The sequence below is a fragment of the Serratia sp. 2723 genome (genome assembly GCF_050434425.1).
In the GTDB taxonomy this organism is placed as follows: domain Bacteria; phylum Pseudomonadota; class Gammaproteobacteria; order Enterobacterales; family Enterobacteriaceae; genus Chania.
The window spans coordinates 226,026-242,350 of sequence record NZ_JBNDIN010000005.1; the positions used below are offsets into that span (position 1 = coordinate 226,026).

The 16,325-nt window shown below is 53.4% G+C and carries 15 protein-coding genes and 2 tRNA genes; 9 read left to right on the forward strand and 8 right to left on the reverse strand.

Annotation, left to right across the window (positions count from 1 at the left end; genetic code table 11):
- The first annotated feature begins 321 nt into the window (after window positions 1-321).
- Window positions 322-1,347: an HTH-type transcriptional repressor PurR gene (gene purR, locus ABIE29_RS09945; protein ID WP_429618374.1), complete on the forward strand. Its 1,026-nt coding sequence runs from the start codon at window positions 322-324 to the stop codon at window positions 1,345-1,347.
- 37 nt (window positions 1,348-1,384) lie between these two features.
- On the opposite strand, the gene punR is transcribed toward purR, so the two are convergent.
- Window positions 1,385-2,314, reverse strand: coding sequence for a DNA-binding transcriptional activator PunR (punR, locus tag ABIE29_RS09950; RefSeq protein WP_429618376.1), 930 nt, complete (start codon window positions 2,312-2,314; stop codon window positions 1,385-1,387).
- A gap of 125 nt (window positions 2,315-2,439) precedes the next feature.
- On the opposite strand from punR, the gene punC reads away from it, so the two are divergent.
- Both punC and cfa read left to right on the forward strand, forming a co-directional pair.
- Window positions 2,440-3,645: a purine nucleoside transporter PunC gene (gene punC, locus ABIE29_RS09955; RefSeq protein WP_429618377.1), complete on the forward strand. Its 1,206-nt coding sequence runs from the start codon at window positions 2,440-2,442 to the stop codon at window positions 3,643-3,645.
- A gap of 340 nt (window positions 3,646-3,985) precedes the next feature.
- The gene (cfa, locus tag ABIE29_RS09960) at window positions 3,986-5,137 is read left to right on the forward strand and encodes a cyclopropane fatty acyl phospholipid synthase (protein ID WP_429618378.1); all 1,152 of its coding nucleotides are present in this window, start codon (window positions 3,986-3,988) and stop codon (window positions 5,135-5,137) included.
- 91 nt (window positions 5,138-5,228) lie between these two features.
- Here the strand turns inward: cfa and ABIE29_RS09965 are convergent, their stop codons facing one another.
- Window positions 5,229-5,522: an I78 family peptidase inhibitor gene (locus ABIE29_RS09965; RefSeq protein WP_429618379.1), complete on the reverse strand. Its 294-nt coding sequence runs from the start codon at window positions 5,520-5,522 to the stop codon at window positions 5,229-5,231.
- 36 nt (window positions 5,523-5,558) lie between these two features.
- The gene (locus ABIE29_RS09970) at window positions 5,559-6,209 is read right to left on the reverse strand and encodes a riboflavin synthase subunit alpha (RefSeq protein WP_429618380.1); all 651 of its coding nucleotides are present in this window, start codon (window positions 6,207-6,209) and stop codon (window positions 5,559-5,561) included.
- Between the two features lie 400 nt (window positions 6,210-6,609).
- On the opposite strand from ABIE29_RS09970, the gene ABIE29_RS09975 reads away from it, so the two are divergent.
- From ABIE29_RS09975 to ABIE29_RS10000, 6 genes are all read left to right on the forward strand, one after another.
- A complete protein-coding gene (locus ABIE29_RS09975; RefSeq protein WP_429618382.1) occupies window positions 6,610-7,986 on the forward strand; it encodes an MATE family efflux transporter in 1,377 nt (458 codons plus the stop codon).
- 192 nt (window positions 7,987-8,178) lie between these two features.
- Window positions 8,179-8,255 (forward strand) — tRNA-Val (locus tag ABIE29_RS09980).
- Window positions 8,256-8,276: 21 nt separating this feature from the next.
- A tRNA-Val gene (locus ABIE29_RS09985) sits at window positions 8,277-8,353 on the forward strand.
- Window positions 8,354-8,477: 124 nt separating this feature from the next.
- Entirely contained in the window at window positions 8,478-8,783 is a 306-nt protein-coding gene (locus ABIE29_RS09990; RefSeq protein ID WP_429618383.1) for a cupin, read from the forward strand.
- A gap of 429 nt (window positions 8,784-9,212) precedes the next feature.
- Complete coding sequence (gene pykF / locus ABIE29_RS09995) at window positions 9,213-10,625, forward strand: pyruvate kinase PykF (RefSeq protein WP_429618384.1); 1,413 nt, start codon at window positions 9,213-9,215, stop codon at window positions 10,623-10,625.
- Window positions 10,626-10,932: 307 nt separating this feature from the next.
- The gene (locus ABIE29_RS10000; protein WP_005165631.1) at window positions 10,933-11,169 is read left to right on the forward strand and encodes a major outer membrane lipoprotein; all 237 of its coding nucleotides are present in this window, start codon (window positions 10,933-10,935) and stop codon (window positions 11,167-11,169) included.
- Window positions 11,170-11,322: 153 nt separating this feature from the next.
- On the opposite strand, the gene ABIE29_RS10005 is transcribed toward ABIE29_RS10000, so the two are convergent.
- From ABIE29_RS10005 to sufC, 5 genes are all read right to left on the reverse strand, one after another.
- Window positions 11,323-12,342 (reverse strand): L,D-transpeptidase family protein, encoded by a 1,020-nt coding sequence (locus ABIE29_RS10005; protein ID WP_429618389.1) that lies wholly within the window; start codon window positions 12,340-12,342, stop codon window positions 11,323-11,325.
- Between the two features lie 281 nt (window positions 12,343-12,623).
- A complete protein-coding gene (sufE, locus tag ABIE29_RS10010; protein WP_429618391.1) occupies window positions 12,624-13,040 on the reverse strand; it encodes a cysteine desulfuration protein SufE in 417 nt (138 codons plus the stop codon).
- 17 nt (window positions 13,041-13,057) lie between these two features.
- On the reverse strand, window positions 13,058-14,278 hold the full coding sequence (sufS, locus tag ABIE29_RS10015; protein ID WP_429618393.1) for a cysteine desulfurase SufS: 1,221 nt from the start codon (window positions 14,276-14,278) through the stop codon (window positions 13,058-13,060).
- Window positions 14,275-15,561, reverse strand: a complete 1,287-nt coding sequence (gene sufD, locus ABIE29_RS10020) for a Fe-S cluster assembly protein SufD (RefSeq protein WP_429618395.1) — start codon at window positions 15,559-15,561, stop codon at window positions 14,275-14,277. Before sufD ends, sufS begins: the two co-directional genes overlap by 4 nt.
- Window positions 15,536-16,282, reverse strand: a complete 747-nt coding sequence (gene sufC / locus ABIE29_RS10025; RefSeq protein WP_429618397.1) for a Fe-S cluster assembly ATPase SufC — start codon at window positions 16,280-16,282, stop codon at window positions 15,536-15,538. The genes sufD and sufC overlap by 26 nt, the downstream gene beginning before the upstream one ends.
- Window positions 16,283-16,325 lie beyond the last annotated feature (43 nt).

Sequence of the window (16,325 nt, forward strand, 5' to 3'; positions counted from 1 at the left end):
CAACTCCCTCTCAGATTGGCTTTTCCAGAGCATAAGCCACACAGTTAATACGTCAAATCATTTTCCCATAGTTCGTGATGAAAATCTTGTTATGATTTCCCCACGGATAAATACCGATTAGCTCTTCCACTTTTCTTCAATATGCGACAAAATCCGCAGTTCACAACTGCGTACCGATAAACTGCCCCTCCCTGTTCAAGCGATTTACGACTTCAGCACTAAAAACTCAGTTTTCGCTTATCTGGGAAAGGATCTACGCAGGCAAACGATTAACATCATACTTACATGCTGTAACATGTAGGTTTAGGAGTCATTCTTTACATGGCAACGATTAAAGATGTGGCCAAACGCGCTGGCGTTTCTACCACTACCGTATCGCACGTTATCAATAAAACGCGTTTCGTCGCCGAAGATACCAAAACGGCCGTTTGGGCCGCCATCAAAGAGCTGCACTATTCACCCAGCGCCGTGGCCCGCAGCCTCAAGGTCAACCACACCAAATCGATCGGCTTGCTCGCCACCTCGAGTGAGGCCCCCTATTTTGCCGAAGTGATCGAAGCGGTAGAAAACAGCTGCTACAGCAAAGGCTATACCCTGATCTTGTGTAACTCGCACAATAACCTGGATAAACAGCAAGCCTATCTGGCAATGCTGGCGCAAAAACGCGTCGATGGCCTGCTGGTCATGTGCTCAGAATATCCCGATCAGCTGCTGGGCATGCTGGAAGATTACCGTAATATTCCTATGGTGGTGATGGATTGGGGTACCGCGCGCGGAGACTTCACCGATACCATTATCGACAATGCCTTCAAGGGCGGCTACCTGGCAGGTCGCTACCTGATCGAACGGGGACACCGGGACATCGGTGCCATTCCGGGTCAACTGGCGCGTAATACCGGCGGAGGTCGCCATCAGGGCTTTCTGAAAGCCATGAAGGAAGCCAACATCGAAGTGCGTGAAGAATGGATCGTGCAAGGGGATTTCGAGCCCGAATCCGGCTATAAAGCCATGCATCAAATCTTGTCACAAAAGCATCGCCCAACCGCCGTTTTCTGTGGCGGTGATATTATGGCTATGGGGGCAATCTGCGCCGCCGATGAGCTGGGGTTGCGTGTACCGCAGGATATCTCGGTTATTGGTTACGACAACGTGCGTAATGCCCGCTACTTCACCCCGGCGCTGACCACCATTCACCAGCCGAAAGAACGCCTGGGCGAGATGGCCTTCACCATGCTGTTGGATCGCATAATCAGCAAGCGTGAAGAGTCGCAGGTGATTGAAGTGCATCCAAAACTCATTGAGCGCCGCTCCGTGGCAGATGGTCCTTTTGTCGATTACCGCCGTTAACCCTCCGTAGGGGCGCTGCAAATTGTGCTGCGCCCGATTAGCGACGCACTGCCCCCGGTTCCTCTTCACTGAGCCATTCCTGATTGAGCGTTTCGCTATCGCCCAGATAGTCCAACAGCCAGGCCATAGCCGGAGACTGGGCATTTTGCTGCCAGGTCAGGCAGCAGGCACTGGGCGGGAAAGGTTCATCCAGTGGTAACACCACCAGTTCGCCACTTTGTACCAACGGCAATACCCGATGCGCGGGCACCATACCCACACACAGCCCGGCACGCAAACAATCTACCGCCGAAACCCAGTCCGGCACGGTCAGCCGCCGCTGGTTGTCCAGCGACCAGGTCACCCGCTTGGGTAAATTGCGCGAAGTATCTTCCAACAGCAACGAGGGATAAGGGCGAAGCTGATCGTCGCGCAGCTTTCCTTGCAAGGCGGCCAGCGGATGTTTGGCATGCACTACACAGAGCCAATTCATAAAACCCATATCGCGAAAGGCAAAACCGCTGCCTACCGGCACCGCCCGCGTTGCACCAATGGCCATCTCAGCTCGGTCATCCACCAGCGCATCCCATACGCCGTTGAAAACTTCCGGTTGCACCATCAGCTCCACATCGGGGAAATGGCGATAAAAATCCAGCACCAATTGGCGACTACGCTGGGGTTTGACGATCAGATCGACCGCAATCCTCAGTTGCCCACGCCAACCGTTGGCCACCTGCTGGCACTGTCGTCGAGTATCGAGCATTTTTTTGATAACAACCCGCGCTTCTTTAATAAACAGCGCCCCCGCCGGCGTCAGCTCCACATCGCGGTGACGGCGCTCAAACAGCGGCACAGCCAGCCATTGCTCCAGTTGGCGTACCGTATAACTCACCGCAGAAGGAACTCGGTGCAACTCCTGTGCCGCCGCGCTGAAACTACCGGTCCGCGCTACCGCATCTACCACATCGAGTGAATATTCAGACCACATAATCTTGCCTTCAAATTTTTTAACAGCATCTTGCAAATATTACCGTTTCACAAGCAGAGATCCAGCCGTATACACTTGCCGGCGCTTCAAAACCTGCGACAACATAATTTTAACGAGAAATAGCAATGCGAAATTTTGGATTTATGTTCTATCTGGCCGGCCTGAGTATGTTGGGCTATCTGGCTACCGATATGTACCTGCCCGCTTTTGGAGCAATGCAGCAGGATCTGCAAATCTCCGCTGGGGCGATCAGCGCCAGTCTGAGTATCTTCCTGGCGGGCTTTGCCTTCGCCCAATTGCTGTGGGGACCACTGTCCGACCGTATTGGCCGTAAGCCCGTGTTATTGATTGGCCTGGCGCTGTTCGCCGTCGGGTGTCTCGGTATGCTGTGGGTCGAGAACGTGACACAACTGTGGTCACTGCGCTTTATTCAAGCCATTGGCGTGTGTTCCGCCGCCGTCACCTGGCAGGCGATCGTGGTCGATCGCTACCGCGATGGCAAAGCCAACCGCGTTTTCGCCTCTATTATGCCGCTGGTCGCCCTCTCTCCGGCGCTGGCCCCGCTGCTGGGTGCCTGGTTGCTCAACCATATGGGATGGCGGGCCATCTTCGCCGTGCTGCTGGGGATTACCGCCCTGCTGCTGATCCCCACCTTATTGCTGAAAGATCGTAGTAAACGAGTGCCTTCCGCCGATAAGAAGCCCAGCCTTGGCTTTATGCAGATCTTGAAATCACCGGTGTTCAGCGGCAACGTGATGGTTTTTGCCGCCTGCTCAGCCGGCTTCTTCGCTTGGCTGACAGGTTCACCCTTTATCCTCGGCGATATGGGATATAGCCCCAACGATATTGGCCTGAGCTATGTGCCACAAACGCTGGCTTTCTTATTAGGGGGTTACAGCTGCCGTAGCGCTTTAAATCGCATTTCTGGCAAAACCTTGCTGCCGTGGTTGCTGTTAGCTTACGGTATCAGCATGGCGGCGTTGTATCTGATCGCCACGCTGAGTGAACCAACGTTGACCACGCTGTTGATCCCGTTCTGCTTCATGGCGTTAGTAAACGGTGCCAGCTATCCGATCCTGGTGGCCAATGCGTTGATGCCCTTCCCCAACAACAGTGGCAAAGCCGCAGCGCTGCAAAACACGCTACAGTTGGGATTATGCTTTATAGCCAGCCTGTTGGTTTCGGCATTTATCGCCCGGCCGCTGCTAGCCACTGCCACCGTAATGGTTGCCACCGTATTCTTGGCGGCCTTGGGCTACCTGATCCAACGTGGCAAAGGAACAGATGAAACGCAGGTAACGCGGCAGGAACGTGTTGAGTCAGCGCAATAATTACCTTTTAAAATAGTCACTTAATGAAAATTCTTGCCGAGCGCGATTTGCAGTTGAGTCTGCACCTCGGCAAGCCTATACTCAAAAGCAACCTTTTAGAATAACAGTTATACTAAGCTCTTATTGCAGCAACTGCTGCGTACGTGGATGGCATCACACTTTTTTTAAGGTTGCATTTACCCGCGTCCTTTGGCGCAAAGAGCCTCTTAAATTTCCTCTGTTCCAGTCGGTTTTCAGACGCCACGGTGAGTTTTTACCGTAGGTATACGTATGTCCCTGTAGAAATTGTCTACGCTAAATTCTGCAGGATCATAAGTCAGAAGAAGGTGATGGAGAAGCTATGAGTTCATCGTGTATAGAAGATCTGAGCATCCAGGATAACCATTGGTATCGTATCGCACATGAAATGCTTAGCATGGCCGGTATTGAAATCAATGGCTCACGCCCTTTCGATATTCAGATCAACAATCCCAATTTCTTTAAACGCGTACTGCAAAACGGCTCCCTGGGGCTGGGCGAAAGCTACATGGACGGTTGGTGGGAATGTGAACGGCTGGACATGTTTTTTCAGCGGGTTGTCGCAGCCGGTCTGGAAAAGAAACTGCCCCACCACCTGAAAGATATCTTGCGTATTGCCGCCGCCCGCCTGACCAATCTGCAATCCCAAAAGCGTGCCTGGATCGTTGGCAAAGAGCATTACGATCTGGGTAACGATTTGTTTACCCAGATGCTGGATCCCTATATGCAATATTCCTGTGGCTACTGGCAACAGGCCACTACCTTGGAAGAAGCACAGGAAGCCAAGCTACGGTTGATTTGTGAAAAACTGCACCTGCAGCCCGGCATGCGGGTATTGGATATCGGCTGTGGCTGGGGCGGCCTGTCTGCTTATGCGGCCAGGCACTATGGCGTTTCCATGGTGGGGGTCACCATCTCTGCCGAACAGCAAAAAATGGCGCAAGAACGCTGTGCCGGGCTGGACGTGGAAATTCTGCTGCAGGATTACCGCGATCTCCACCAGCAGTTTGACCGCATCGTCTCGGTTGGCATGTTCGAACACGTTGGGCCGAAGAACTACCGCACCTATTTCAAGGTAGTGGAACGTAATTTAAAACCCGATGGCATTTTCCTGTTGCATACCATTGGCTCCAACCAGACCGATATGAACGTTGATCCGTGGATCAACAAATATATCTTCCCCAACGGTTGCCTGCCGTCGGTGAAACATATTGCCCAGGCCAGCGAAGGCCATTTCGTCATGGAAGATTGGCATAATATCGGCGCAGACTATGACCGCACCCTGATGGCCTGGTATGAACGTTTCAAACAGAGTTGGCCACAGCTGGCGTCGCGCTATTCCGAACGTTTCGAAAGGATGTTCAGTTATTACCTTAATGCCTGCGCCGGGGCGTTCCGCGCTCGCGATATTCAACTCTGGCAGGTGGTATTCAGCCCCAAAGGCGTCGAAGGCGGTCTGCGCGTTCCTCGCTGAATGCAAGGCAGGCACAGCATGCAACTCTCCTACACATTATGACCCTCTGAGAAAACAAACCCCGGGCTGCCGGGGTTTGTTTTTTTATGCTTTAGCCACAATAAACGCGAATGATCTTGTCTTCGCTATCACCCAGGAAGTTCAAGCGCTTTAGATTAAAGTCCATGGTCACTGCAGAATTATAAGGAATGGTTCGTACCTGTTGAGGAATATTGACCCCGTCCAACGCAGACAGCGGTTTACCCACATAATTCTGATATTGCGCTGCGCCACAGGTATCATCTTCAGCCTCGGCCGACTGTGAGTTCGCCTGTTCCGGGGAACTTGAACAGGCGGTCAGCGCCAACAGCGCCGCTAGCATCATCGTTTTCCCATAAAACTTCACGTTTAGCTCCTAAGTGTGGTTATCGGTATAGGGTTCTCAGGCTTTGGGTGCCAGTGAGCTGGTTACAGCTAACGCAGCCTCACGATTAGCCAGCACGCGCTCGACGGTATCCACCACCGCCTGAGTTTGCGGATCGATCTCGATATTGACCTTATCGCCCAGGCGCTTTTTACCCAGCGTGGTGCGCTCAAGGGTTTCCGGGATCAAATGTACGCAGAAACGGTTATTGACCACCTCGCCAATAGTCAGGCTAATGCCGTCGATGCCGATGAAGCCCTTATGCAGCACATATTTCATCAAATCGATATTTGGCATACGTAGCCAAATCTGGCGATTATTTTCCGAGGTATAAATCTTGGTGACTTCCGCCGTACAGATAATATGCCCGGACATCAGGTGCCCGCCGATTTCATCGTTAAACTTGGCGGCTCTTTCCAGATTGACCACATCACCCAGTTTAAGATCGCCAAGATTGGTCAACCGCAGGGTCTCTTTGATCAGGTCAAAGCTGACGCGATTGCCGGCGATCTCCGTGACGGTCAGACAGCAGCCGTTGTGGGCCACCGAGGCCCCCAACTCCAGCCCTGGTAACAGCTCATCAGGCATTTCAACAACGTGGGTACGGAAGTTGGGTTTTTCATCAATGGCAACCAGCGGGGCGGTGCCTTGTACGATACCGGTAAACATGTTGGCCTCTTCTTTATGACTATGTTCAACGCGCTGTAAGCAGTTTGCCCCAGTTACGGCAGAAAACCAAACGCACAACGGCAAAAAAGCAGTGCTTGCCTAGTTTATATCCTGGGATTGGCGTCCACAGTTGACAGCACAGTAGTTTCAAGACGACGGATATATACTCTATGGATTTCAAGCTGCAGCCAGGCGACAAGCTATCTCATCCTCAGGAGCTTACTTTTGTAAGTGACTGCGGTGAGCCGCAGCTTGAAAGACGACGAGTATAACTATTTCGTTACAACCTTTGCTTAACCCCGACTAGCAGGTACAATCTTTACTGGCATATTCCGCAGTTTTTAGTTGTTGCTGTTTGCAGCAACACCTCTTCCCCATAAATAATTAGAAAGGTGTATACGTGCAGAAGTACTTTATTGAGGCGCGTAGTTTATTGGCCCTCGCAATTCCGGTCATCATCGCGCAAATATCCCAAACCGCAATGGGTGTGGTCGATACCATCATGGCTGGTTCTTATAGTGCCACGGATATGGCCGCCGTTGCCGTCGGCACCTCTATCTGGCTGCCGACCATCCTGTTCGGCCACGGTTTACTGCTGGCCTTGACCCCAGTGATCGCCCAGCTCAACGGCGCGGGCCGCCGCGATCGTATCGCGTATCAGGTGCGCCAGGGCTTTTGGTTGGCATCGGGGGTTTCACTACTCATTATCGCCGTGATTTATAACAGCCAACTGCTGATCGACATGATGCACAACATCGATCCGTTGCTGGCTGAAAAAGCCGTTGGTTTCCTGCACGCCATTATGTGGGGAGCACCCGGCTATTTGTTCTTCCAGGTAGTTCGTGGCCAGTGTGAAGGCTTATCCAAAACCAAGCCCGGCATGGTAATAGGGTTTTTGGGGCTGTTGATCAACATCCCGATCAACTACATATTGATTTTCGGCAAGTTTGGCATGCCGGAAATGGGCGGCGTCGGTTGTGGTGTCGCCACCGCCAGCGTGTATTGGATGATGTTCCTGATGATGCGCTGGTATGCCAAACGTGCGTCCTCGCTGCGGGATATCAAGCTGGAGGAAGGCTCACGCCGTGGTCCGGACTGGCAGGCGTTAAAACGCCTGATCGGCATTGGCTTGCCGGTTGCCCTGGCCTTGTTCTTTGAGGTGACGCTGTTTGCCGTGGTGGCATTACTGGTTTCACCGCTAGGTATCGTCGCGGTTGCCGGGCACCAGATTGCCCTGAACTTCAGCTCACTGATGTTTGTACTGCCGCTGTCGCTCGGCGTGGGGGCCACCATTCGCGTTGGACACCGTCTGGGCGAAGGCTCGGTAGAGGGGGCTCGGATTGCCGCCTATGCGGCGATTGCCGTAGGCATCGCCATGGCCAGTTGCTCGGCGTTGTTCACCGCCGCCTTCCGCGAGCCTATCGCCCTGCTGTATAACGATAACCCTGCGGTCGTGACCATGGCCTCCCATCTGATGCTACTGGCGGCAATTTACCAGATATCCGACTCCATCCAGGTGATCGGTAGCGGTATTCTGCGGGGCTATAAAGATACCCGGGCGATCTTCTACATCACCTTTGTGGCCTATTGGGTTCTCGGATTGCCAAGCGGCTATCTGCTGGCGCTGACGGACTACATCGTGCCGGCGATGGGGCCAAGCGGATTCTGGTTCGGCTTTATTATCGGCCTGACCTTCGCTGCCATCATGATGGTATTGCGGATGCGTTGGTTACAGCGCCAGCCCCCGGCGTTGATTTTGCAGCGTTCCGCCCGTTAATAGCGTTCGCCGGTTTGTCCCAGGCAAACCGGTGAGTTCCTCGCCAGCCATTGCAGAAAAAACCGCCTTACTGCACATAAGCTCAGCAATCGCGTGAAATACCAAATAAAATTGCGTTTTTCCCCTTGCCAGCGGCCGGGTTGCTCGTTAATATTCGTCCCCGCTGTCAGCCATGACAGAGAGGAAAAAGATGCGTCTGTAGCTCAGTTGGTTAGAGCACCACCTTGACATGGTGGGGGTCGATGGTTCGAGTCCATTCAGACGCACCAAATTCCTGAAAGTAGCACAGTGCGTCCGTAGCTCAGTTGGTTAGAGCACCACCTTGACATGGTGGGGGTCGATGGTTCGAGTCCATTCGGACGCACCACTTCTTGTTTCGCTTCCCAGTATTATCTCTCGCCTCAGGGCAGCCCATAAATTAACAGTAATACCGGACAGAGCGTCAGCCCGTCGCGTATCATCAGTACAGTATCCTGATGGAGGTAATTTTGATGTCGGTTTTTAAATCACAGCTACCGTTCGAACAACTCGACAATGGCCTGGCCCGCCGCCAAGGGCTAATGAGCGATGGCAGCACCGCCTGGGAGGTCAAATTTGCCGCAGGCACCTTTGACCAACTGCAAAAACGCCCCTACCCCCAGCAAATCCGCATCCTTTCCGGTATGTTCGAGTTCACCGTCGGCAGCGACGTGCATACTCTGATAGCCCAGGAAACGTTGGCGATCCCTGCCGCCACCGTATTTGGCTGTTTCTGTCTGGATGACGGAGTCCTGCTGGAAATCCAGCAAAGCGCTTGAACGTGGGAAAGTCGCCACTTCATAGTTTTCGAATTCATACTGCGTTACAGTAATCATATTTGCGCAACAAATCCGCTGGCGAACGGTCTATTTGCGCCACATTTGCTGACTTTATGTACAAAACTGCCAACGACTGCGGTTTTTTGTTTTGTTTCCAGCCGCATAGCCTTATAATGCGCAACGTCTTTCAGTTGAATGGTTTCAGCCCTTGATCTGCGAAAACGCAATTACAACAAATTCTCATCCTCGCTTTTTGCGCAGCCTACCCACATCTGGGCATCGGCCGAATTTTTCCACCCCATTTCGACCAAGGTCACCTATCCTTAACTATGTTTTGCATTGCCAGGCACAGCTCAAATCCCTTACCGATGGCCTAGCCGCCGGTATCGTTAGTTTTATTATCCATCACAACTTGTAGAAAAAATCGTCATGAAAAAGACCAAAATTGTTTGTACTATCGGCCCGAAAACCGAGTCGGAAGAAATGTTGACCAGCCTGCTGAACGCGGGCATGAACGTAATGCGCCTTAACTTCTCCCATGGCGATTATGAAGAACACGGCAACCGCATCAAGAACATGCGTGCAGTGATTGCCAAAACCGGTAAAAACGCCGGTATCCTGCTCGATACCAAAGGCCCGGAAATCCGTACCATGAAGCTGGAAGGCGGCGTTGATGCAGCTCTGGTTGCTGGCCAGACCTTCACCTTCACCACCGACCAGAGCGTTATCGGCAACAAAGAGCGCGTTGCGGTGACCTACCCTGGCTTTGCTGCCGACCTGAAAATTGGCAACACCGTACTGGTGGATGATGGCCTGATCGGTATGGAAGTGACTGCGGTTACCGAAAGCGAAGTGATCTGTAAGGTACTGAACAGCGGCGATCTGGGCGAAAACAAAGGCGTTAACCTGCCGGGCGTTTCCATTCAGCTGCCAGCGCTGGCCGAAAAAGACAAACGTGACCTGATCTTCGGTTGTGAGCAAGGCGTAGACTTCGTTGCGGCTTCCTTTATCCGTAAGCGTTCCGACGTACTGGAAATCCGTGAGCACCTGAAAGCCCACGGCGGCGAAAACATTCAGATCATCTCCAAGATTGAAAACCAGGAAGGCCTGAACAACTTCGACGAGATCCTCGAAGCGTCTGACGGCATCATGGTTGCCCGTGGCGATCTGGGTGTTGAAATCCCGGTAGAAGAAGTGATCTTTGCGCAGAAGATGATGATCGAGAAGTGTAACCGCGCACGCAAAGTGGTTATCACCGCGACCCAGATGCTGGATTCAATGATCAAGAACCCGCGCCCTACCCGTGCAGAAGCCGGTGACGTGGCCAACGCCATCCTGGACGGTACCGATGCGGTGATGCTGTCTGGTGAAAGCGCCAAGGGTAAATATCCGCTGGAAGCCGTTACCATCATGGCAACCATCTGCGAACGTACCGATCGCGTGATGCCTAGCCGTATCGATACCCTGAACGACAACCGTAAACTGCGTATCACCGAAGCGGTGTGCCGCGGTGCGGTAGAAACCGCCGAAAAACTGGACGCGCCACTGATCGTGGTTGCCACCAGCGGCGGCAAGTCGGCCAAATCCGTGCGTAAGTACTTCCCTAACGCCGTGATCCTGGCGCTGACGACCAACGAAGTCACTGCTCGTCAGTTGATCCTGAGCAAAGGTATTACCACTAAGATGGTCAAAGAAATTGCTTCTACCGACGACTTCTACCGCATTGGTAAAGAAGTTGCTTTGGCGAGCGGCCTGGCACAGAAAGGCGACGTTGTGGTGATGGTTTCTGGTGCTCTGGTACCAAGCGGCACCACCAATACTGCCTCGGTTCACGTGCTGTAATAATAAACGTGACAACAAATCTGTGACCCAAACGCCGCTAAGCGGCGTTTTTTTTATCTGCAATACCGCACTTTCAGAAAAACGCAACCACTAAAGCGGTTTATTTCGCCAATTTCATTTGAGAGTTGTCCCATAGAATAAGGCTGTTTTCCTTCGATTTTTTAACTATTTTGCAAAACCAGATGCAAGTTTGAGCGAACGATCAAAATAAAGAGCCTTAATACAAAAAATTTATTCTCTTTCGAAAAAAGTTTGTGTAATACTTGTAACGCTACATGGAGATTAACTCAATCTAGAGGGTGTTATAATGAATCGTACTAAACTGGTACTGGGCGCGGTAATCCTGGCTTCTACTATGCTGGCTGGTTGCTCAAGCAACGCTAAAATCGATCAACTGTCTTCTGACGTTCAGACTCTGAACGCTAAAGTTGATCAGCTGAGCAACGACGTGAACGCAATCCGTTCTGACGTTCAAGCAGCTAAAGACGACGCAGCGCGCGCTAACCAGCGTCTGGACAACCAAGCACACGCTTACAAAAAGTAAGTTTGCTTCGGTAATTGAAAACGGTGCACATTGTGCACCGTTTTTTTTTGCCTATAAATAAATAGCCCCTGCACATCACCCCAACCCATGCCTTAGGCACAAAAAAAGGGCCAGGCTCAATGCCGGACCCCACTACTTTCGCACCATCAAGGTTTAGTTCACCGAGCTAATCGGTGCCCCAGGCTCGCCAGAGGTGTCAGCGCCCTCACCAGGAAGCGCTGCAGGCGGTGTAGCGACCTCTGAAAGATCCTGCCCTACACTGACCAGCACCGGCATGCCGGAACGCCGTACGATGGCGCTGTCGAGCATTGCCTTATCGGTCTGTGGATCGGCAGCAAAGGCTTTCTGATTTTTAGAAAGCGCGATCGGCATGGTCTGCGGATCGTCACTGGCCACTCTCGACAATGGCTGATGCACCTCTACATAGCGTTTGCCGTCTGGCTCAACGGAGACTTTCACCGGCTCATTGACGATTTGCACTCTGGTACCTTGTGGCACCTGGTTGAACAGCGCTTCGATATCGTCCGGGCGCAGGCGGATACAGCCTGAGCTCACGCGCATCCCGATACCAAAGTTGGCATTGGTGCCGTGGATCAGGTATTCACCGTGCCCCATGGCCAGACGCATGGCAAACAGCCCCATCGGATTCTCTGGCCCAGCCGGTATTACCGCTGGCAGAGTCACGCCCTGTGACTGGTAGCGCTTGCGGATGTTGGCGGTGGGGGTCCAGGTTGGATTCGGGATCTTCTGGCTGACCGAAGTCACCTTGAGCGGCGTATTCATACCGGTCTGGCCAATACCGATCGGGTAGACGATCACCTTATCTTCCCCTTTCGGGTAATAATACAAGCGCAGTTCCGCCAGATTGACCACAATTCCTTCACGTGGGGTATCCGGCAGCAGCATCTGTGTCGGGATCGTCAGCGCCGACCCCGGTTTAGGCAGATAGGGATCGGTACCCGGGTTGGCTTCCAGCATCCCCAACAGCCCAATCTTGTAGTCAGCCGCAATGGCTTCCAGCGAACGGCCATCATTGGGCACGTTGTAAATCGTATTTTCACCAATCAGACGGCTGCCTGGCGGCGGCAATGGGTATTCGTTCGCACTGGCGACCTGGGTGCCGGTCAGTACGGTGGCGAATAGCACGCCCATTAGAGTCAACGCACGTTTCATTCTGATCCCTATTGTTATTACGGTTCATTGCAAAGCTAGCGGTCGCTTGCCAGTAGGTAAATAAGATAAATGCTCATTTAATATTAGCAAGATCCGATTTAAAGGCAATAAATTGTAAAAAATCAACATGTTATAACGTAATCAAACGCAGGAATTGTCAATGACTCGTCAACGGGTAAGCGGCTGAAATACTTATGATTTGCGGAAAAAAGATGGGATTTGGCGGGAATTGTAAAGGCTCATTGACATAGCGTGCCATCAATAAGCCTCAGGATGTCCGGTCAGATGAGCTGGGCCGCTTTACTGCGAATAGCGCGGATCATCGCCTCCAACCCTTGAGAACGAGAAGGCGTCAGATGTTGGCTCAACGCCAGCTCGCTGAAAAATGGGCGCACATCCAGATCGAGGATTTGCTGCGGCGTTAGCTGGTGATAGACAATAAACACCACCGCCAGCAGCCCCTTCACGATGGCGGCATCGCTATCACCGTGAAACTCAACCCGCCCTTGTACGTTGTTGCTCATCACGATCCAGACCTGGCTTTGACAGCCGGAAATCAGGTTCGCCGCCTGCCGCTCGCGTTCATCCAGCGGTGGCAACTGGCTACCCAGTTCGATCACATACAGGTACTTTTCTTCCCAGTTCAAGCAGCGGGAAAAATTACGCACCAGTTTATCTTTGTCCGGCAAATGCGCCATGTGGCTCCCTTTAATGATTAGCCTAACAAGCTGTGGATGCGCTGCAAACCGGCAACCAGCCGATCCACTTCCTGGCGGGTATTGTACAACGCCAGCGAGGCCCGGCACATACTTGGCACCCGGTAGAGCTCCATCAGCGGCATGGCACAGTGGTGCCCTGTGCGGATCGCAATGCCGTATTGATCCAGGAAACTACCCACGTCGTAGGCATGATGTTCACCCAGGTTAAAGGCAATCACGCCAGCACGTTGCGCAGGGCCATAGATCTTCAGCGTTGGCACCTGCTGCAATCCGTCCAATGCATAGCACATTAAAGATTGCTCGTAATCGCGGATGTTTTCCAGCCCCAGAGCCTCGACATAGTCGATGGCAGCGCCCAGCCCCATCATGCCTGCCGTATTAGGCGAACCGGCCTCAAAACGCCAAGGTGGCGCAGCAAAGGTAGTGCCTTGCGTCAGGCTGACCCGTTGGATCATCGCGCCGCCACCTTCCCACGGAGGCATCTGTTCCAGTAACGCTTGCTTGCCATACAGAATGCCGATACCGCTAGGCCCGTACAGCTTGTGGCCGGAGAACACATAGAAATCACAGTCAAGCGCCTGGACATCGATACGCTGATGCATCACCGCCTGAGCGCCATCCACCAGCACCTTCAGCCCCGCGGCTTTGGCCACGGGAACGATTTCCTGCAACGGGTTGACGGTGCCCAGCACGTTCGATACCTGGGTGATCGCCAATAGCTTGGTGGAGACATCGATCAGATCCGGCAGTTGCGCCATATCCAGGGTGCCGTCTGGCTGTAATGGCCAGATACGCAGCGTAATGCCGCGCTCCTGCGCCAGCATTTGCCAAGGCACAATATTGGCGTGGTGCTCCATCTCGGTGATGATGATGCTGTCGCCCGCCGTCAGCAAATGGCGTCCAAAGCTGTTAGCCACCAGATTGATGCCTTCGGTGGTACCTTTGACGAATACAATTTCTTCCGCCGAGCCCGCATTGATAAAGCGTGCCACCTGTTCACGCACGGCCTCCATCTGTTGGGTAGCTTCGGCGCTCAACGTATGAATACCGCGGTGTACAGCGGCATAACCGTGACGGTAAAAATCCAGTTCGCGGTCAATCACGCACTGCGGTTTCTGCGCGCTGGCAGCGCTGTCCAGATACGCCAACGGTTGCCCATTGACCTCCCGAGCCAGCAAGGGAAAATCGCTACGTACCCGTTCCAGGGGATAACTCATGCCACCTCCCGGGGTAAACGATCGGCGATACGGGCCAGCACCAACTCCCGGATGACCGGGTCGGCAATGCCCTCCGTGAGTTCAGCGGCAAAGGCAAAAATAATCATCTGCTGCGCCGCATGTTTATTGATACCACGCGATTGCAGATAGAACAGCTGCTCTTCATCGATCCGGCCCACGGTGGCACCGTGGCTACATTTGACATCATCGGCATAGATTTCCAACTGCGGTTTGGTATCTACCTCCGCCACCTTGCCCAACAGCAGGTTGTGATTGTTCATCTGTCCGTCGGTTTTGATCGCGTGCTGCGCGACCTTGATCATGCCGTTAAACACCGCCTTGGCCCGATCGCTGACCACCGTTTTATGCAGTTGGCGGCTTTCGCAGTAGCCTTTGTTGTGTTCCAGATAAGTACGGGTATCGCACACCTCTTTGCCCACCGGCAGCACCAGGCTATTGATGACCAGATTGCTCCCCTCGCCGTTTAACTGCGCACTGGTGTGGTGGCGTGTCAGCCCCGCTCCCAGCAGGAAACTATCGCTTTTAACCCGCGCGTCGCGGCCAATCAGCAGGTCGTTATGGGCAAAGTGGTAACTGGCCTGGCTCTCAAACGCCAGTTTGCAATGATGTAGTTCGGCATTATCACCCACCGTCACGGTCAGGCGCGCGCCGGTGAAGTGGGCCGCAGCGCTGACGCTGGCATAGTGTTCGATGACCGAAGCTCGTGCACCACTCGCAATCTCCAGATGGTGCCGATGATGTAGCGTATTCACTTCACCGGGCTGCTCGCGACCGGTGCTGATATGCAACAGATAGAGTGGTTTGACCGGAGCTTTGCCCGCCGCCAGACTAATCACGCTGGTTTCCTGCGCCAGGCTTTCGGTCAAATGCAGGAAGATTTCTGGCTGGACCGGCTCCGGCAGCGTTGGTGGCGCATCATAGGCCATCCTGGTCAACCGATAGTCGCCAAGATCTTCATCGCTCAGCCGCAGGCATAAACGCCCATCGACAAACACCAGGCGATAGGCATCGATCTTTAACGCCAGCTTGTCGCGCTGCTCCGTGCTGAACACTTTGTCCACAGGCTCCAGGAACTGCTGATCCAGCAAGCCTTCCAGCGGGGTATATTTCCAGTTTTCCTGCTTGCGAGTCGGCCAGCCTTGACGCAAAGCCTGCTGCCAATGGACTAACGCATGCGCAGAACGCTCGCCGCCGCGCGCTTCGAACAGGCTGTACATCTGCTGTAGCGCCCGTGAATTACTGTTGGTCGGAAAGCCAGCCATAGCCCTGCTCCTCCAACTGTTTCACCAATGAGAAATCACCAGACTTCACGATGCGCCCCTGGGAAAGCACGTGAACGTAATCCGGTTTGATGTAATCGAGAATACGCTGATAATGGGTGACAATAATAAAGGCGCGCTTGCCGTCACGCAGCGAGTTGACGCCGTTGGCGACGATCTTCAGGGCATCGATATCCAGCCCGGAGTCCGTTTCATCCAGAATGCACAACTCCGGTTCCAGCGCGGCCATTTGCAGGATGTCGTTGCGCTTCTTCTCGCCGCCGGAAAAACCGACATTGACCGAACGTGTCAACAGGTCCGCAGGCATATTCAGCAATGCGATCTTCTGTTCGATAAAGTCGGCGAAGTCAAAGCGATCCAGCGCCTCTTGGCCACGGTAATTACGCACCGCATTCACCGAGGTCTGCAGGAAGAAATGGTTGCTGACGCCGGGGATCTCCACCGGATACTGAAACGCCAGGAATACGCCCTCACCGGCCCGATCCTCAGGAGCCAGCTCCAGCAGATCTTTGCCTTTAAACGTCACTTCGCCTGCAGTGACCTCATACTCCTCCCGGCCAGCCAGCGTGGCGGAAAGCGTACTTTTTCCGGAGCCATTGGGCCCCATAATGGCGTGCACTTCGCCCGGTTTGATGTCCAGGCTCAGCCCCTTGAGGATCTCATTGCCTTCGGCGCTGACGTGCAAATTTTTGATACTTAACATGCTGTGTCCTCTGTTCGCGCTGCTGCGCTATTAATACGGGTGC